Origin of the sequence: Muribaculum sp. An289, assembly GCF_002159555.1 — a bacterium.
Lineage (GTDB): Bacteria > Bacteroidota > Bacteroidia > Bacteroidales > UBA932 > Merdivivens > Merdivivens faecigallinarum.
On record NZ_NFIV01000011.1, the window covers coordinates 42,705 to 61,038 of the forward strand.

General features: G+C 48.1%; 19 protein-coding genes and 1 tRNA gene. 8 read left to right on the forward strand and 12 right to left on the reverse strand.

What is annotated here, in order from left to right; translation table 11 throughout:
• Positions 1-266: 266 nt before the first annotated feature.
• From B5F83_RS08815 to fabZ, 3 genes are read left to right on the forward strand one after another with little or no spacing between them, the layout of a single operon-like run.
• A complete protein-coding gene (locus B5F83_RS08815; RefSeq protein ID WP_087279744.1) occupies positions 267-1,235 on the forward strand; it encodes a ketoacyl-ACP synthase III in 969 nt (322 codons plus the stop codon).
• A 39-nt stretch (positions 1,236-1,274) separates the two neighbouring features.
• Complete coding sequence (fabF, locus tag B5F83_RS08820) at positions 1,275-2,534, forward strand: beta-ketoacyl-ACP synthase II (RefSeq protein ID WP_087279742.1); 1,260 nt, start codon at positions 1,275-1,277, stop codon at positions 2,532-2,534.
• Between the two features lie 28 nt (positions 2,535-2,562).
• The gene (fabZ, locus tag B5F83_RS08825; protein ID WP_087279739.1) at positions 2,563-2,973 is read left to right on the forward strand and encodes a 3-hydroxyacyl-ACP dehydratase FabZ; all 411 of its coding nucleotides are present in this window, start codon (positions 2,563-2,565) and stop codon (positions 2,971-2,973) included.
• 180 nt (positions 2,974-3,153) lie between these two features.
• Here fabZ and cysS read toward each other — a convergent pair whose 3' ends face one another.
• Positions 3,154-4,629 carry a cysteine--tRNA ligase gene (gene cysS / locus B5F83_RS08830; protein WP_087279736.1) on the reverse strand — a complete coding sequence of 492 codons (1,476 nt, stop codon included), beginning with the start codon at positions 4,627-4,629 and terminating at the stop codon, positions 3,154-3,156.
• Positions 4,630-4,786: 157 nt separating this feature from the next.
• Complete coding sequence (locus B5F83_RS08835) at positions 4,787-5,128, reverse strand: single-stranded DNA-binding protein (RefSeq protein ID WP_087279734.1); 342 nt, start codon at positions 5,126-5,128, stop codon at positions 4,787-4,789.
• 183 nt (positions 5,129-5,311) lie between these two features.
• Between B5F83_RS08835 and B5F83_RS08840 the strand changes: the two genes are divergently transcribed.
• Positions 5,312-5,659 (forward strand): hypothetical protein, encoded by a 348-nt coding sequence (locus B5F83_RS08840; RefSeq protein ID WP_087279732.1) that lies wholly within the window; start codon positions 5,312-5,314, stop codon positions 5,657-5,659.
• Positions 5,656-7,722, forward strand: coding sequence for a M3 family metallopeptidase (locus tag B5F83_RS08845; RefSeq protein WP_087279730.1), 2,067 nt, complete (start codon positions 5,656-5,658; stop codon positions 7,720-7,722). Before B5F83_RS08840 ends, B5F83_RS08845 begins: the two co-directional genes overlap by 4 nt.
• Positions 7,723-8,008: 286 nt before the next feature.
• Here the strand turns inward: B5F83_RS08845 and B5F83_RS08850 are convergent, their stop codons facing one another.
• From B5F83_RS08850 to B5F83_RS08860, 3 genes are all read right to left on the reverse strand, one after another.
• Positions 8,009-8,407, reverse strand: a complete 399-nt coding sequence (locus tag B5F83_RS08850; RefSeq protein ID WP_239383852.1) for an OsmC family protein — start codon at positions 8,405-8,407, stop codon at positions 8,009-8,011.
• A 33-nt stretch (positions 8,408-8,440) separates the two neighbouring features.
• Positions 8,441-9,802 (reverse strand): tRNA (N6-isopentenyl adenosine(37)-C2)-methylthiotransferase MiaB, encoded by a 1,362-nt coding sequence (gene miaB / locus B5F83_RS08855; RefSeq protein WP_087279725.1) that lies wholly within the window; start codon positions 9,800-9,802, stop codon positions 8,441-8,443.
• 116 nt (positions 9,803-9,918) lie between these two features.
• The gene (locus B5F83_RS08860; RefSeq protein WP_087279722.1) at positions 9,919-10,869 is read right to left on the reverse strand and encodes an IS30 family transposase; all 951 of its coding nucleotides are present in this window, start codon (positions 10,867-10,869) and stop codon (positions 9,919-9,921) included.
• Positions 10,870-11,647: 778 nt separating this feature from the next.
• On the opposite strand from B5F83_RS08860, the gene B5F83_RS08870 reads away from it, so the two are divergent.
• The gene (locus tag B5F83_RS08870) at positions 11,648-12,115 is read left to right on the forward strand and encodes an LEA type 2 family protein (RefSeq protein ID WP_087279716.1); all 468 of its coding nucleotides are present in this window, start codon (positions 11,648-11,650) and stop codon (positions 12,113-12,115) included.
• A complete protein-coding gene (locus tag B5F83_RS08875) occupies positions 12,112-12,813 on the forward strand; it encodes an SPOR domain-containing protein (protein WP_087279712.1) in 702 nt (233 codons plus the stop codon). Before B5F83_RS08870 ends, B5F83_RS08875 begins: the two co-directional genes overlap by 4 nt.
• Here the strand turns inward: B5F83_RS08875 and B5F83_RS08880 are convergent.
• Together B5F83_RS08880 and B5F83_RS08885 are read right to left on the reverse strand one after the other, a co-directional pair.
• A complete protein-coding gene (locus tag B5F83_RS08880; RefSeq protein WP_087279708.1) occupies positions 12,773-13,768 on the reverse strand; it encodes a GNAT family N-acetyltransferase in 996 nt (331 codons plus the stop codon). The two genes, B5F83_RS08875 and B5F83_RS08880, sit on opposite strands and share 41 nt — an antisense overlap.
• Positions 13,765-14,595, reverse strand: a complete 831-nt coding sequence (locus B5F83_RS08885) for a 1-acyl-sn-glycerol-3-phosphate acyltransferase (RefSeq protein ID WP_087279705.1) — start codon at positions 14,593-14,595, stop codon at positions 13,765-13,767. The genes B5F83_RS08880 and B5F83_RS08885 overlap by 4 nt, the downstream gene beginning before the upstream one ends.
• Before the next feature lie 53 nt (positions 14,596-14,648).
• Here B5F83_RS08885 and rpoN point away from each other — a divergent pair, with 53 nt between their 5' ends.
• Positions 14,649-16,070, forward strand: coding sequence for an RNA polymerase factor sigma-54 (gene rpoN, locus B5F83_RS08890; protein WP_087279702.1), 1,422 nt, complete (start codon positions 14,649-14,651; stop codon positions 16,068-16,070).
• 59 nt (positions 16,071-16,129) lie between these two features.
• On the opposite strand, the gene upp is transcribed toward rpoN, so the two are convergent.
• The 5 genes from upp to B5F83_RS08915 all read right to left on the reverse strand — a co-directional run.
• A complete protein-coding gene (gene upp / locus B5F83_RS08895) occupies positions 16,130-16,786 on the reverse strand; it encodes a uracil phosphoribosyltransferase (protein WP_087279699.1) in 657 nt (218 codons plus the stop codon).
• Positions 16,787-16,856: 70 nt separating this feature from the next.
• A complete protein-coding gene (gene radC, locus B5F83_RS08900; protein ID WP_087279696.1) occupies positions 16,857-17,567 on the reverse strand; it encodes a DNA repair protein RadC in 711 nt (236 codons plus the stop codon).
• 90 nt (positions 17,568-17,657) lie between these two features.
• Positions 17,658-17,909: a 30S ribosomal protein S20 gene (gene rpsT, locus B5F83_RS08905; protein WP_087279693.1), complete on the reverse strand. Its 252-nt coding sequence runs from the start codon at positions 17,907-17,909 to the stop codon at positions 17,658-17,660.
• Between the two features lie 21 nt (positions 17,910-17,930).
• Positions 17,931-18,002, reverse strand: a tRNA-Glu gene (locus B5F83_RS08910).
• Positions 18,003-18,090: 88 nt separating this feature from the next.
• A partial coding sequence (locus tag B5F83_RS08915) for a DUF4837 family protein (protein WP_204207368.1) occupies positions 18,091-18,334 on the reverse strand: 244 nt, incomplete at its 5' end.

An 18,334-nucleotide genomic window follows, 5' to 3' on the forward strand; every position in this document is an offset into this window, starting at 1 on the left:
AATTATTCATTTTAAGGGACCATATTTCACCCCAAAATATATTTTTTTACCACAAATACATTAATTTAACATATATTTGCCTGCGGCAGAAATACTGTAGCGCCTCGGTAAAGCAAATTGAACAAGTTCATTTGCATTGCTCTCGGCTTCTGCGTATATTTGCGCTTTGAAATGCCTGATATGTTTTGCAAGTATCGCGGAATGGAAATAAATTCGCATAGATAATGCAAACTATCGTATAGAGTTTAAATTTTAGATTTTTTTATATGAGGATTATAGGAACAGGAAGTTCTTTGCCAAAGAAAGAAGTTACGAACGAGATGCTTTCGACCTTTTTGGATACATCGGACGAATGGATTGTCACGAGGACCGGCATATCTTCAAGGAAGGTGATTTCCGATGAAAAACTTGAGGATATGGCAGTGGATGCCGCAAGGAAAGCGGTTGAGAATGCCGGTATCGGCCTCGATGACATAGATTTGATTGTTTGTTCCAATGTTGTGAACGAATTCGTTACTCCCGGCCTGAGTTGCGTGATTCAGCGTGATTTGGGGACAAAGGTACCGACAATGGATATAAATGCCGCCTGTGCCGGCTTCATATATGGTTTGGACTTTGTACACGGATATTCTCTGGCGCATAAGGATGTGAGATACATATTGCTGGTATGTGCCGAGGAGCCTACGAGGATGATGAACTGGGCGGACAGGAACGTATGTGTCCTTTTCGGCGACGGTGCTGCCGCCGTAATACTTGACTGTACGGACAAGGACAGCGACTGCATAAAGGAAGTAAAGCTTTCCGGCGTTCCGGCCGTGGAGTCACTGTATTACAAGAGGGTTCTGGAGCCTACTCCGTATATAACAAAAGAGAAGGAGCCTGTGCCTCTGACCATGAACGGAAGAGATATTTTCAGGATGGCTACGCGTGCCGGTGTGGCGGACATTTCGGCTGTTCTTGAAAAGACGGGGATGAAGGCCGATGATGTCGATTATTATCTGCTTCATCAGGCGAATCTGAGGATAATCGATTCCATACAGAAACATTTTGACATATCCCACGACAAGTTTGTGCATAACATAGAGCATCTCGGGAATACGTCTTCCGCTTCAGTGCCTATCCTGCTCGACGATATGAACAGGAGCGGACGTCTTTCAAAGGGACAGAAGCTGATTATGAGTGCATTCGGTGCCGGTTTCGTTTCCGGAGCGGCCCTCGTAGTCTGGGATAAGTAAATTATTTGATAATCATAAGTTGTAAAATATTTTTGTGATATGGCAAAAAGAGTAGTTATTACTGGTATGGGAGTCGTCTCTCCTGTCGGGAATGATATTCCAACTATGTGGGACAATATCAGGAACGGACATTGCGGAGTGGACATCCTTACAAAACTGGATTCTCCCTACGATGTTGAATTGTCGACATTGCCAGTCAAGGTGGTGGCCAAGGTAAAAGACTTTGACCCTGCATCCTATGGAATAAGTGTCGCAACTATCAGAAGGAGCGACAAATATACCCAATATGCTTTGGCGGCTGCAAAACAGGCCATGCTTGATTCCGACCTTGAAGGGAAAATAGAGCCGGGCCGTCTCGGAGTATATGTAGGCTCGGGAATTGGCGGAATACACACCAATATGGAGCAGATGCACAATCTGTTTTTCGACGGGGCAAGGAGGGTCTCTCCCCTGATGGTGCCTATGATGATTTCAAATATGGCATCCGGTACCATAGCCATCGAGTTTCATGCCCAGGGCCCGTGTCTGCCGGTAGTGACAGCCTGTGCGACTGGAACGCATGCGGTAGGAGAGGCATACAGGGCCATCAAGCACGGATATGCGGATGCAATTATAGCCGGAGGTGCAGAAGCCCCTATAAACTCGTTTGCAATAGCAGGTTTCGCCAACAGCAAGGCCCTTTCAAAATCTGAAGACCCGAACGCGGCATCACTGCCTTTCGACAAGCGCAGGGCCGGTTTCGTCATGGGAGAAGGCGCCGGTGTCCTGATTCTTGAAGAATACGAGCATGCCGTTGCGAGAGGCGCAAGGATTTATGCAGAAGTCTGCGGTTATGGAAATACCTGCGACGCCCATCATATAACGGCTCCTGAGCCTTCCGGAGAAGTTCCGGCAACGGCCATGAGGGAAGCTCTGGAAGAAGCCGGGTACAATCCGGACAAGGATACCTTGTATATAAATGCCCACGGAACGGGGACTCCTCTGAACGATGTTTCAGAGACCAATGCAATCAAGAAGGCTTTGGGCGATACTGCATACAAGGTTCATATAAGTTCTACGAAATCGATGACCGGCCACATGTTGGGTGCAGCCGGTGCTGTAGAGCTGATTATTTCGGCTCTGGCGATGAAAGACTCGCTCATACCTCCGACGGCCAACCTTGAAACCCCTGACCCTGAATGCGATTTGAATTACACTCCGGGTAAGGCGGAAGAATGCAATATAGACGTTGCCATTTCGAATTCGCTCGGTTTCGGAGGCCATAACGGCACTGTCGCACTGAGAAAACTCGGAAAATAAAAATAAACTATACTAAAACCTAATTATTATGGACAGAGAGGAATTAAAAAAGTATTTGCCTCACCGTGAACCGATGTTGCTCATCGATGAGATTTACTTGGAGGATGACGGTACGGTCCGCGCTTACTATAATGTAAGAGGAGACGAGTTCTTCCTGCAAGGGCACTATCCCGGACATCCGGTAGTTCCTGGAGTCATACAGTGCGAGATTATGGGGCAGGCCAGTTCCTTGTTGGTGCTTAGCGCCCTTGAAGGACGTACCCCGTTCTACACCGGAATCGATTTCGCAAGGTTCAAGCACCAGATAGTCCCTGGAGACAGGATGGAAATCAGGACGAAACTTGTGAAAAGCCGCGGTATGATGTTTTTCACGGAGGCTTCCATCTATGTAGGTGAAACGCTTTGCTCGAAGGCATCGCTTTCATTTATGCTTAAATAATTTTTTTGTAACTCCTGCTGGGATTTTTAAGAATCTTTTGAAGAATTATTTTAAGAATCTTTTGAAGAATTGAAAATATTGAAGAGGCTGTGCCGGAAAAACCATCCTGTCGCAGCCTCTTTTCTATCTCGGTGATATTTCTGTCTAAGTGATATTTCTATCTCAGTGGCACTTCTTCATCTATTCGAAACTCCATTCCGTACCCTCTTTCGTATCCTTTATCAGTATCCCGGACTGTTTGAGCTCGTCCCTTATACGGTCGCTCGTCGTCCAGTCCTTGTTTTCCTTGGCTTTTTTCCTGACTTCGAGTACCATGTTCACGAGGCTGTCTACGACACCCTGGTGCCCGTCACCGTTTTCCTCGTCGCAGATGCCGAGAATCCCACCCAGGATGTCCGTAAAGACGGTATTCAGCTTTTCTATGTCTTTCGCATTCAGACTGATTTGCCTGTCTTTCGCGGAATTTACTATTTTCACGGCATCGAAGATATATGAAAGTGCCACCGGAGTATTCAGATCATCGCAGAGCGCCTCGTAAATCTTCTCGACTATGCTGTCCATTTCAGGATTATCCGGAGCGTTGGTGTCGGCGGTGAGTCTGGAGGAGTCCTTTTGGGCCTGCATGATTCTCCTGAGCCCTTTTTCCGAAGCCTGCAAGGCCTCGTTGCTGAAATCCAGTGTGCCTCTGTAATGCGCCTGAAGGATGAAGAACCTCACTGTCATAGGCGAGTATGCCTGTTTGAGTACGGAATTGGCCCCGCTGAAAAGTTCATTCAATGTAATGAAATTGCCGAGCGATTTTCCCATCTTCTGTCCTTTGATGGTAATCATGTTGTTGTGCATCCAGTAGTTTACTCCGCTGGTTCCGCGGGATGCCATGTTCTGTGCAAATTCGCATTCATGATGAGGGAACAGCAGGTCCATCCCGCCGCCGTGTATGTCGAATTGTGACCCGAGATATTTCTCGCTCATTGCCGAGCACTCGAGATGCCATCCAGGAAAACCTTCGCTCCATGGGGACGGCCATTTCATTATGTGTTCCGGAGCGGCCTTTTTCCACAATGCAAAATCATAAGGTGAATGCTTGTCTCCCTGTCCGTCGAGTTCGCGTGTGTTCGATATCATTTCATCAAGAACCCTTCCTGACAATATGCCGTATTTGTGGTCTTTGTCATAGGCCTTTACGTCGAAATATACCGAGCCGTTGCTGACATACGCGTATCCGGCCTTGAGGATTTTCTCGACAAGGCTTATCTGCTCTATGATATGCCCCGAGGCCCGTGGTTCTATGCTTGGCGGAGCCACGTTGAGCTTGCGCATGGCATCATGGTAACGGATGGTATATTCCTGGGCGATTTCCATCGGTTCCAGTTCCTCGATGCGTGCTTTCTTCGCAATCTTGTCTTCTCCGGAATCAGAGTCGTTCTCCAGGTGTCCTACGTCCGTGATATTCCTTACATACCTTACCTTGTATCCCAAATGTCTGAAAAGCCTGACGAGAACATCGTATGTGATGCCTGGCCTGGCATGCCCCAGATGCGGATCTCCATATACTGTCGGGCCACATACGTACAATCCTACATGTCCGGGTGTAACCGGCTTGAACAACTCTTTCTTGCGGCTGAGTGTGTTATAAATGTAAATGTCTCTCATAATTCCAAAATAGAAGTCTTGCGCAAAGTTAAGAAGTTGTTTTGATTTTTTTCAAAAAGAAGGACGGGAATCTGGGATAATGCAGGTGTGGTCTGATTTTAATTAAACTTCAATTATGGATTGCCGTCCCTCTTTTTGTTCATGTCTTCCGTCCTTTTGTCTATGCGAAATCCTCGGGATTCGCTATCTGCAATCTGTTGGCGACTACTTCATAAATCCTTTTCTCTTCTCCATCGTTGTTGGTAAACTTGGATATGCGCAGCCTTCCGCATACATAGATGAAAGTTCCCTTTTTTATAGAGGCGAAATCGGGCATGCCGCGCCCTTCCCATGCTACGACATTGTGCCATGTCGTCTCTATTACGGGTTTTCCGTCCTTGTCACGGTAAGAATAGTTTGTCGCGATTTTGAAGCGCGCTACGCAGTTGTCTCCGAATCTGTTGATTTTGGCATCTTCGCCAACGTTTCCTCTCAGTTCGATTCTGTTCAATGTATAATCCATGATTCAAAAATTTTGTTGGGGCAAAGTACGGAAGCAAAGTCCGGCGTATTCGGTTATTAAGTATTTATTTTCGTTTGTAAACGGATACCGGCGGATATTGATTTGCAAAATTTTGAAAATTTTCGTTTCTCTTTCAAGATTTCGGTTTAATTTTTCTAAATTGCATTGATAAATTTTAAGGCTATGGAGAAGAAGGATTGTGCTGCCGGGGCCAATTGTTGTTTGGAATGCGGCGAACCGTTGTCGGGCAGATGCGACAAGAAATTTTGCGGAGACTATTGCAGGAATGCATATAACAACCGTCTGCATGTTTCCGAAAGGCGGCTTATGGAGGGCGTGAACAGGAAACTTGCGAAAAACCACAAGGTTTTGGAAAAGGCGGCCGGCCCATGGTCCAGGCTGTCAGAACTGGAAAAGGAAGGTTTTGCAAAAAGTTTCTTTACAGGTTGCCGGGGATACGGTATTTGCCGTACATACGAGTGTTACGATATAAGATACAGGATTGCATTCGGATATTTGATGAAACTATGACAGATATTATTGATATGACAGGTGTTGTAGGGAATCCCCTTTTTGAAGATTCGGCCTTGCTTTACGGAGCTCCGGCTTTCGACAGAATCCGTGAGGAGCATTTTGTGCCGGCGTTCGAGGCCGCAATAGCCGCTGCGAAAAAAGAAGTGGACTCGATTGCCGATAATGGAGCAGAGCCCGATTTTGAAAATACCATTGCCGCCCTGGACCGTTGCGGAAAGGCCCTTGACAGGGTCGCCGGTGTCTTTTATTGCCTGAATTCGGCCTGCACAAGCCCCGGGATACGTGAAATCGCCGAAAAAATCACACCGATGATGACGGGCTATTCTTTGTACATATTCCTGAACGGCCGCCTGTTATCAAAAGTGAAGCATGTGTATGACAGGAAAGAGGCATTGTCCCTGTCCGATGAGGAAGCGATGTTGCTTGAAAAGACTTATAAGGCTTTTGTGAGAAACGGGGCGGGCCTGGACGAAGACGGGAAAAAGCTTTTCAGCCGTTTGTCTGAAGAACTGTCCCTGGCCCGTCTGGCTTTCGAGAAAAACCTTCTTGACGCCACGAATGATTATGTGCTGCACGTGACAGATGAATCCGGGCTCGGTGGGCTTCCCGATTATGTCAAGGAGGCGGCAGCCGAGGAGGCCCGTACAAAGAATATGTCAGGGTGGGTGTTTACTCTGGCGCGTGCCAGCATGGGCCCGTTCCTGAAATTCAGTACTGACAGGGATGCGAGGAGACGGATTTGGACGGCCTTCAACACAAGGGCTTATGGAGGAAAATACGACAATTGCCGGGTTATAAATAGAATCGTTTCTCTTAAAAATGAAATTGCGCACCTGTTGGGATACGGGAGTTATGCGGATTATGTACTCGAAGAGAGGATGGCCAAAAACAGGGAGAACGTGAACGGATTTCTCGGCGATTTGGTGGAAAAGACCCTGCCTTTTGCCCGCAGGGATGTCTCTGAAGTGGCAGAATATGCGCGCTCATGCGGATTTTCCGAAAAAATGATGCCGTGGGATTTTTCATTTTGGTCAGAAAAATACCGCGAATCGCGTTTTTCATTGAAGGAAGAGGAATTGAAACCTTATTTCGAATTGGACGGAGTGGTGAAAGCGGCTTTCTCTTTGGCCGGCAGGTTATACGGGCTGACATTCGAGGAACTTCCGGATTTTCCCGTATATCATGAGGATGTCAGGGTCTATGATGTCAAAGATGCGGACGGGACACACCTTTCTCTGATATATATGGATTTCTTTCCGCGGGAAAACAAAAATGCGGGGGCATGGATGGATGCTTTTTACGGCCAGTATGTTATCGGAGGCAAGGACCATAGGCCGTGTATCAGTATCGTGACAAATTTTACAAAACCGACGTCTTCCATGCCGTCTTTGCTCACGCATGACGAAGTCACGACCCTTCTGCACGAATTCGGGCATGCTTTGCATGAGACGTTTTCGAAATGCACATATTCTTCGGTGTCAGGGACTAACGTGCCGTGGGACTTTGTCGAGTTCCCTTCGCAGATAATGGAAAACTGGGCATTCGAGCCGGAGTTTCTGAATACTTTTGCCCGTCATTATGTTACGGGGAATATGATACCGGAAGAGTTGGTAAAGAGGTTAATCGACTCTAAAAATTATCTTGCAGGTTATGCGCAGTTGCGTCAGTTGCAGTTCGGCGTGCTTGATATGGCCTGGTATTCTTCCGACCGTTCCGATGTCATGGACGTGGAGGCTTTCGAGCGCGAAGTGCTGGGTAGCATTTCCGTGCTTCCTGTCATTGACGGAACGGCATTTTCGCCATCATTTTCGCATATTTTCGGTGGAGGCTATTCAGCCGGATATTATTCGTACAAGTGGGCGGAAGTGCTTGAGGCCGATGCGTTTTCGCTGTTTGAGGAGAAAGGTGTCTTCAACAGGGAAGTGGCTTCCTCGCTGCGGCGGAACATCCTTTCAAAAGGCGGAACCGAGGATGCTGCGGAAATGTACCGGCGATTCAGGGGCCGCGACCCGGAATCCGATGCCCTTATGAAGAAACAGGGCCTGGTCGCCGGGAAGTGAGGCAGGTCTTAGCCATTTGCCGTTTGTCATCGGAGTCCCGTTTGTCGTCGGCATCCCGTTTGCCATTGGAATTTACCAGAGGGCACACTGTGAAAATGATGAATAGGAGCTATAGTGTTGAAAATTAGTATATTGCATAAGATTGAGATAAAAGGAGCTGTGGATTTCAAAGGGTTTTCAAGCCCTTGAAATCCACAGCAGTTTTTAAGTAGGACTGTAATAAATTATTAATAATTAACACTTTGAAGTGGCCACGCCCGTAAAGGGGTGTGCTTCAAAGTTTTTTTCAATAGTGATAAACTATGTTTTTGACAATTTCCGGATTGAGGCTGTTCGATACCGGGCAGCCGTTCACTGCCGCCTCGATGAAGCGTTTTTCCTTGTCCGAATAACTGGAGCCTTCAGGAAAATAGATGTCTATGTCTATTTCGATTACACGGCGGGGATTGGTTCCCATTTTCTTCTCTATTTCGATGCGGGTCCCGTCTATGTTGAAGCCGTGCGCTTCGGCGGACTGTCCCATTATGGTAAGCATGCAGCTCGCAAGTGATGAGGCGAAAAGGTCGGTCGGCGAAAAAAATTCCCCTTTTCCGTGATTGTCGAGTGGGGCGTCCGTTATTACCTTGTTCCCTGATTGGAGGTGTTCGATTTCAGTGCGGAAACCTCCGATATAAGTGCTTCTCATTTTTGTCATTGTTTTTCCTCCTTATAATTTTATTTATAATGTTTTTGCTATCAGTGTGGCTGATGTGCAGCCGGTAACTTCGACTTCCGCATATTCTCCTGTTTTATATCCGTTAGCCGGGAATACGCAGACTTTATTGCTGGATGCCCGCCCGAAAAGCTCGCTTTCGCTGCGTTTCGAAACTCCTTCTATAAGTACTGACATCCGTTTTCCGATTTCTTTCCTGTTCCTTTCGAGGGAAATCCGGTTCTGAAGCTGTATGATTTCGTTCAGTCTGCGGGTTTTGGTCTCCTCCGGCACATCGTCTTGGTAGTGCCTTGCGGCAAGGGTTCCTGGCCTCTCGGAGTATTGGAACATGAAGGCTCCGTCGAAACCGACTTCTTCCATGAGCGATAACGTATCCCTGTGATCTTCTTCGGTTTCGGTACAGAATCCGGCGATTATGTCGGTGGTTATGGCGCATTCCGGCATGATTTCCCGTATTTTCCTGATTCTTTCGAGGTACCACTCCCTGTCGTATTTGCGCCTCATCAGTTCGAGCATCCTGCTGCTGCCGGACTGTACGGGAAGATGTATGTGCTTGCAGATGTTGTCGTATGCCGCCATTGTGTCAAGCACTTCGTTGCTTATGTCCTTGGGGTGGGATGTGGAAAATCGGAAACGTATTTCCGGCAGGAGCTCAGCGGCCATTTTAAGCAGTGCCGCAAAGTTTATCGTCTGTCCGTCCCCTTTCCAGAGATATGAATCCACGTTCTGCCCCAACAGGTTGATTTCCTTGTATCCGTTTGCTGCCAGTTCTTCCGCTTCGCGGAGAATCGAGCGGTAATCACGGCTCCTTTCGACCCCTCTCGTGTAGGGTACAACGCAATAGGAGCATACGTTATTGCAACCGCGCATTATCGAGATATATGCGGAAACACCGTTTTTGTCCATCCTTACTGGAGATATGTCTGCGTAGGTTTCCTCGCTGGAGAGGATAACGTTTATCTGCTTGCCGTTGCCGGCTTCGGAAAGGTTTCTTATGAGTGCCGGCAGTTCCCGGTACGAGTCCGGGCCAGCCACTATGTCAACTGCCGGATGCTCCAGAAGTTTGTCTTTGAGCCTTTCGGCCATGCACCCTACTATGCATACGGTGACAGGATGTTTTTTCTTCAGTTGTCTGAAAACATCAAGCCTTCCCCAGATTCTCTGCTCGGCATTGTCCCTTATGGCGCAGGTATTTATTACGATGATATCGGCCCTGTCCATGTCTTCGCACAAGGCATATCCCTGACCTTCGAGTATGGACAGTATGACTTCGCTGTCATTGACATTCATCTGACAGCCGTAGGTTTCTATGTATAGCCCAGGCCTTTTTTCGTCGATTATGGGCCTGACCGATTTGAAGTCTTTCATCCGTTATTAAAATGCTTAAATCATGCAAATATACGCAGAAGCCGAGAGCAATGCAAATTCATTTGCATTGGCATGTTTCGGGCAGAGTCAACGAGCAAGTGCAACACGAGACAAAATTATAACAAAAGTCTAAAGAACTCGTCCTTGGGTGTAGAAAAGTTCAACTTTTCCCTTGGTCTTCGGTTGATTTTCAGCTGTACGGAGTGGATGAATTCATCCGTAAGTTCCTTGAAATCCGTCCCTTTCGGGAGGTATTGCCTGACCAGCTTGTTCATGTTCTCAATCCTGCCCTTCTGCCAGGAAGCGTAGCTGTCCGCGAAGTAAACCGTGGCTTTCAGAGCTTCCGTTATTTTCCTATGGGAACGGAACTCAAACCCGTTGTCCGTGGTTATCGTCAGCACGTTCTTCCTGTACGGATAGAGCAGCCTGATGACGGCATCCGCGACCTTCTCGTGATCCATACCGTGCGGTAGCCTCTCCATTATCAGGTAGTTCCTGCTCCGCTCGCACAGGGTCAGTATCGCACTTTTCTGCCCTTTCCCTACTATCGTGTCCATCTCCCAGTCCCCGAACCTCCTGCCGTCCGCCTCCGCCGGCCTCTCATGGATGCTCACCCTCTCCGGTATGTTCGTCGCCACCGTCGGACGCCTCCGCTTCTTGCGTCTCCGGTACTTCATCCTGTGACGGCAATGACTCTTCAACTCTCCACTTTCATCGTTCCGGATCATCTCATATATTCTCTCGTGCGATATCCTGACGTCCTTCTTCATCAGGTAACCCGATATCTGCTTCGGTGACCACTCCTCTGCCAGCAGAAGCCTCATCGCCTCCCGGAGAACATCTGCCGGTGTCTCCCTGTTCCTTACCGTCCTCTCACGCCTGTCCAGTGCCCGCTCGTGCGCTATCGACCACCAATACCTCCCATGGCGGTTGCTGTTCCTGCGGATTTCCCTGCTTACCGTACTCCTGTTGACACCTATCTGCCGAGCAATGGCTGCCTGTGTCTTTTTTTCTTGTATTCCCAGATAGATTGCGTATCTTTGCTCCCGGGTCAGTTGATTATACATAGAGCAACACAAATTTAATTGATCCCTGGGGAACTTCGGTTCCCCTTTTTCATTTTTATGTGTTGCACTTCGGTGTTGAATCTTCATTGGCATGTTTCGTCCGGAGGAGACGGGAGGCCTTGGACTCACGGATACAGCTGGCGGAACATGTAATGCAAGCCGTCGAGCTTGTATTGCCGAGGCGTGAACAGTATTTCCGGCATAGCCGAATATCGCAGAAGCCGAGAGCAGAGCAAACGAATTTATTCAAATTGCTATGGTCGCGGCCCCATATTCGTTCCGGAATACAGCATTGCGCTTGACAATTTTCAACCCCATGTCCATCCAATCGTTTAATAAGTAACTGATAATTAGTAAATTAGTAAAATTGGACCTGCGCTTGGGTATGTCGTGAAGTACCCAAATCCAGCCTGTTTTTTGTAAGTTGTTGATTATCAATTATTTCAAAAGGAACCAGATGGCTGTGGGGTGAAAAATATGCGGGACACCGATTGGAGCGAGTTAAATTTTGCTAAGTTATTAATAATCAGTTGTTTGTTGAAATTTAACTCGCTTTTGAGGGACGTGCGGACATGGTCGAAAGCGAGTTGTATTTTCTTAAATAATTGACAATTAGATATTTGTAAATATTCTACTCGCTCCAAGCAGTCGTTCCTCCCGGGATTTTCTATTCTGCGATGGTTTGTGGGATATTTTTTCCCGCGGCCGGGTGTCCTCGGTCAAAATGTACGGAATTTGTACTAAATTTGCAGATTATGGTTGTTTTGACAATACGCAGATGAGAAAATACGCATTATTGATATTGGCCCTGCTTGCCGTGGCGGTGTCCTGTACGAAAATGAGGGACATAAGGATTACGGATTATAGCATAGCCGAATTGGAAAACATAGGTTTTACGGGGGTGCGGGCGACTGTACGCCTTTCGATAGACAATCCCGCGAAGGATTTTACCGTAACCTCGATTTCGGGGACGGTAAAGAGGGACGGGCGCGATTTTGCGGAGTTCGATTTGGATTCGCCGGTGTCCGTGCCTCATGGAAATACGTCGGATTGCATGTTTCCGATGACCCTGTCGTTGTCCGCTTCCATATCGCCCTTTGAAATGTTGGGGGTAGTTTCTTCCATTGCAAGGGCAGAGGGCATAACGGTGGATGCGACGGTTAAATTGAAAATGAAACAAGGCATAAGGCACACTGTAAGGGTGCGGGATGTGAAGTTTGACGAAATAATGGATTTTGTAAGATGAGACTCAAAGACATTCTGATTGTTCCTGCCGTATTTTCCACCCTTCTTCTTGGCAGTTTTGTCACATGTCCTCCGACGGACTCCATCCGCACCGATGCGGACAAACCGGATGTTTTATCGGGTGGCGGGTCCCATGCGGATACATCCCTGCTTGCGGACACAACCCTGCTGGCAGATACTACGCTGTTGATAGATACTTCCCTGTTCACTTTCAAGGATACGGTCATGTATGTGCAGTATCCTCTGGCTGATACACTTCTGGAGGGGAAAAACATATTTGAATTGCTGCCCGGGGTGGAACTCGGCCAGAGCCTTACGGTGCGTACTGCCATGGCGCAGCACGTCAGGCTCAACCATGAGAGAAAGATTCCGGGTTACCGCATAAGGATTTTTTTCGACAACAGGCAGAATGCGAGGGCCGAATCCGAGAGGATTGAGAAGGAATTCCGTTTCCTTTTCCCTGAAATGCAGACCTACCGCAGCTATGCAAACCCTTATTTTAAGGTGACGGTGGGCGATTTCCGCACCCGTTCCGAAGCCATGTCGCGGCTTGCAAAGATTAAAAACATCTATCCTGCCGCCTTCTTGGTGAAGGAAGATATTTCGTATCCCCCTGTCGACAGGAACAATCCTGTATATCTGGATACCGTCACTCTGATTATTCCGAAAGAGGAGCCTTCCGAGAACGTCTTTTTTTGATGGTGCTCGCGACTTTCCACCATCTGTACCTCAGCCGCTGGCTCCACTGTTGCAGCGGTGAGGTGTAACGGCTCAGTTTTTCCGGGAAAATATCCGGAATTGTAACCAGTATGGCCGTTTCTTCCACGTTTCCGAACAGGTCGTTCACGGCGGTTCCGAATGTCCTCATCGTCGGCGACAGATTCATGTATGAATTGAAAAGGGGAGGTATGTGCTCGCCTTTCTCCTTGATTTCGTGCGAAAGTCTTTTGTATGCTTCGTTATATTCGAGCCCGTCGAAAATTTCCGAATACAGAGGGTTGCCCTCGTCTATGTCGATCGGGGCTATAGGGCGCACCAGCCCGTCCGGGTCGTTGAAATATTTATGTGCAAAATTCAGGAGCAGGTTGCGGGCTTCGACATTGTATTTTTTGTACATGGTCACCTTCCCGAAAAAATATTTGCAGTCTGAATATTTCATAATCAGGGCCCCGAGTCCGTCCCACAGATTGTCCAATGCGAACAGTCCCTTGCGGGTCCTGGTTCCCTGATAGTTGGGCTGTATGAATGAGCGGCCCAGTTCAATCATGTATGGCAGATAGTCCTTTATGAAGCTGTCTGAAAAAGTGAACAGCTCCGAGGTAGCCAGGTCTGAAACCTCTATGCCCTTTCCGAAAATATACCTGTATCCGCCGATTATTTCGCATTCATGCGGATCCCAGACAATCAGCTGGCGATAAGGGTGCGACGGGTCTGTGTCGTAACGGTCTATGTCGGCTTCCTCTCCCGTGCCGCCTCCGGCATCCCTGAACGTGATTTCGCGCAGCCTGCCTATTTCCCTCATTACGTTAGGAGAGTCGGCGGCCGTCACTTCGTACAACTCGTTTTCCCCTTTCCTGGTATATCTTATCAGTTTGTCTTTAGTGAGTTCCTCTATGAGGATTTTTTTGTCTACCGGGCTAATTATCGGTTTCATTTTGTTGGTTTAAGTTTGTAAGTAGCGTTACGGATTGTTTCGACCCATTCGTTCATGCTTTTGCTCGAATCGATGGATGAAATGGGAATCGGTTCCCCGAAATAAAGCTCGAAGCTGTTCCCCCTTTGCCTGAACATTTCGTCCGGAAGGAACATCATTTCGATATTGAACTTGATACCCAATGCCTTGCGTAATTTTGCGAGCCTGTAGAAAAATGCGGAGTTCCTGCCGTTGAAAAAGACCGGGACTATATCCCTTCCGTATTCCTTGGCTTTCTTCAGAAAGGTGCTTTTCCATGGAAGGTCGCAGATTCCGTCCTTCTGTTTTCTGGAGCAGAGACCGGCCGGAAAATACAGTATCTGGGCATCCCCCGCAAATGCTTCGTTGATTGCCCTGGCGCTTTCATTCCCTGTCCTGCCGAATTTGTTCACGGGGACGAAAATCGGTGCCAGCGGTTTGAGAAACATGAGCAGGTCGTTCACCACGAAGCGGACCTCCTTGAATCTTTTCCCGATGCAGGCTATCAGCACCATGCCGTCGAGCCCTCCGAGCGGATGGTTCGATACGAAGACATAGCGTTTCGATGTGTCTAACCTGTCAATACCGTGCGGCGTATATGTGGCTTCAAGGGTGTGCCGGACTATGTTGTCCGCGAAATCGACACTTTCGCATTTTCCGAAACGGGCCAGTGCGGTATTGATTTCATCCTGATGGATGATGCGCGCCAGCCACGATGTTACGAATCCCGGAACGAACCGGGCCTTGTCCGGTGCCTTTTTTTTCAGTATTTCAGCCACATCCACATGCATGATGTCTTGCTGTTCCATAACGGTTGTTGTTTTCAGATGCGAATATAGGAAAAAAATGTATATTTGCATTCATGAACAATTCAGGAATAAAACAGGGTTTAGTCCAAAAACAGACACAAAAGCTGTCTCCGCTCCAGATTCAGACCATAAAGCTTCTGGAGCTTTCGGCGTTGGAGATGCAGCAGAGGATACAGAAGGAGCTGGAGGAAAATCCGGTGCTCGACGAGAACACGAAGGCCGAGACGGATGAGGAGGGGGAAGCGGAGGACCTTTCGCTCGATGCCTATTCCGAGGACGACCCTATACCGAAATACAAGACATACGTCAATAATTACGGAAAGGACGAACGTCCCCAGTACAATACGTTTTCCGTCAAGGAAAGTTTTCACCAGAGCCTTGAGCATCAGTTGGGTTATAAACCGCTTTCCGAGCATGAACGTACCGTTGCCTCATTCATAATAGGGAGCCTTGATGATGACGGATATCTGAGGAGGGACCTTGAAAGCCTTGTGGACGACATGGCATTCAAGTCCGGGATAACCACGGATGAACAGGAAGTGGAGAGGATGCTGAAGGTCATCCAGGAATTCGAGCCTACGGGGGTAGGGGCGAGGGATTTGCAGGAATGTCTGCTTTTGCAGCTGAAGGCGAAGGAGCAGACGAAGGATGTCCGTAATGCCATAGAAATACTCACGAAGTATTATCCGGAATTCACGAAGAAACATTATCCGAAAATTATTTCCCGCCTCGGGATTTCCGAAGAGGACATGAAAGGGGCGATTTCGGAAATAGTACACCTTAATCCGCGGCCCGGCGGAGCCATAGATGACAACTATACCGAGCAGGCCCAGCAGGTCGTTCCCGATTTTCTGCTTGAACTGAAGGACGGGGAGTTGGTACTGTCGCTTCCGCGTTTTTCAGTTCCAGAGCTGAAAGTCAATTCCAAGTATGCGAAAATACTGGAAAATGCGGCCAAGGGCTCGGCCCGCGAAGGGAGGGAGGCGGCCATGTTCGTCAAGCAGAAGATTGATTCGGCAAAATGGTTCATAGAAGCCATAAAACAGCGCCAGAATACGTTCCTGAGCACTATGAACGCCATTCTGAAGTACCAGCACGACTATTTCATAGACGGGGACGAGTCAAAGTTGAAACCTATGGTGCTTAAAAACATAGCCGAAATGACCGGGCTGGATATCTCTACCATTTCGAGGGTTGTAAGCAGCAAATACATACAGACGCATTTCGGGATATTCCCGCTGAAATATTTCTTTTCCGAAGGGCTTTCGACCGATACCGGCGAGGAAGTGTCCACAAGGGAAATCAAGAAAGTGCTGTCGGAGTGCGTGGAGGCCGAGGACAAGAAAAAGCCCCTCACCGACGAGGAGCTTGTAAACCTGTTGTCTTCCAAGGGCTACAAGGTGGCCCGCAGGACAGTGGCGAAATACCGTGAGCAGCTGAACATCCCTATCGCACGTCTGAGAAAGGAACTTTAGCGAAAGGAGCTTTAGCGCTGCAAGGCCCTTTACAGTTTACAGCTTGTTCCCGAAACAGTTTACAGCTTGCTTCCGAAAGCCAGGTCTCCGGCATCACCGAGGCCCGGGACTATGTATGAATGCGATGTCAGTTCTTCGTCTATTGCTGCAACCCATAGCGTGACAGGCTCTCCCCTGAAATGTTTCTTGATGTGCTCTACGGCATATTGGCTTGAAATCGGACATACGAAATGAGTGTGCCGCGGTTTCCCGAAATCCGCGCAGAGCCTTTCGAATACGATTTGCAGCGAGGACCCGGTAGCCAGCATCGTGTCCGCAAGTATCAGGATTTTCCCTTCCAGCGACGGAGTGCTCGCATATTCGGTCCTGATTTCGAAGTTTCCCTCCTTGTCATATTTCCTGTAGGCCGCTACGAAGGCGTTCTGTGCATTGTCGAACAGGTTGAGTATCCCATTGTGCAGCGGGAGTCCGGCCCTGAGTATCGTGCCTATGACTATGTCGTCGTCCGGAGTGGAGCATCTGGCTATTCCCAGCGGAGTTTCCACATCTTTTCCGGAATATGACAGCGTTTTGCTGATTTCGTAGGCGAAGATTTCCCCGACCCTTTCCAGATTGCGCCTGAAACGCATGCTGTCCGTCTGGATGTTCATATCGCGCATTTCGGCGATGAATTTGTTGAGGATGGAGTCTGCCGCCCCGAGATTTATCAGTTTCATGTCGTATGGGTTAAAAATTTCAATGGATTGTGCAAAAATATGAATAACCGTCCGACAATCCAAGAAACTCCTAAAAATTGTTGTCCGGCGAGTGGTCCGAGAAACTGTAATAATTTTTTCCCGCTACGATTATATGGTCCAAAAGCGCGATGTCGACCGTCCGTGCCGCCTCTTTCAGCGCCTTCGTTTCCCTTATGTCGTTCTGGCCCGGGAAACGGTTTCCCGAAGGGTGGTTGTGTGCGAGTATGATGCCGCTTGCGAGTTTTTCCAGCGCGGATTTCAGGATGGCCTTTCTGTCTATTACGGTCGATGAACTGCCGCCGCTCGATGCCCTGTCTACTGAAATCACCCTGTTGCCCCTGTTGAGGTATATTACCCAGCATTCTTCGTGATCGAGGTCTTTAAGAAGGGGAAACAGCAGCTTGAATGCCTTCTGCGAATCCGTAATCGGACTTCCGGCGGCAGTCATGGCCTCTTCGCTCGCAAATCTGCGCCCCAGTTCGAATGCCGCCTTCACCGTAACCGCCTTGGCCTTTCCCATCCCCGGCATGGTTTCCATGCGTTCCAACGACATTGCGGACAGTCCCGAAAGCGAATTCCCCGCAAGGCGTATGAGTTCCCTCGCCAAGTCCACGGCGCTCTTCATGACACCGCTCCTCTTCCCTCCATAACCTGTCCTTATGAGGATTGCAATCAGTTCCGCATCGCTCAATGCTCCCGCCCCGTTGGTTTCCAACCTTTCGCGCGGCCTGTCCTTCTCTTTCCATTCGGTTATCTTCATCTCTCTGCCCTCTTCAGACCAGCCCACGGTGCAAAAATAAACAAAAAAACCGGCTTGAAAGCCGGTTCCCTTTAAATCTGCCTTTAAATCTTAGAGCTTATTGATATAAACAGCCAAACCGCTCTTGAGGTTTGCCGCCTTGTTGTCATGAATGACATTGATTTTGGCCAATTTATCAATCATTGAATAAACTTTAGGGAGCATGGCCTCGGCCTGGCTCTTGTCTGTCGTGTTCCTCAATGCCCTGATGGCATTCCTTGTTGTCTTTGCATAATACCTGTTATGCAATCTGCGCCTTTCGCTTTGGCGGGCGCGCTTTGCTGCTGATGCGTGATTTGCCATTGTTTCTCTTTTTTGTTTTCGTAGTGGATAGGGGAATCGAACCCCTATTGCAAGAATGAAAATCTTGAGTACTAACCGTTATACGAATCCACCATCATCATTTCTCGCCGTTTGGCGCGGTTTGAAATGGAGTGCAAAGATAGATATATTTTCTATACCGCCAAAATTTTTTGCAGTGAAATTAGGATTTTTTTTCAGTATCGTCCATCCACTCGAAAGAATACATGATCGATTCGACCTGTCTGAGGTAGTTCCTCTTGTCGTATTTCGGGGCGTAGACGAAGCCGAGGAGGACGATTACGTTCTCGCCGTCCTTCGGGAGTTTGACACTTTGGCGAGGTAAAAAAAATTGCAAATAATTGAGAGACTTTCTGATGAAAGTCTTTTTTTTGTCAAATTTTATTTCTATATTTGTAGTATATATT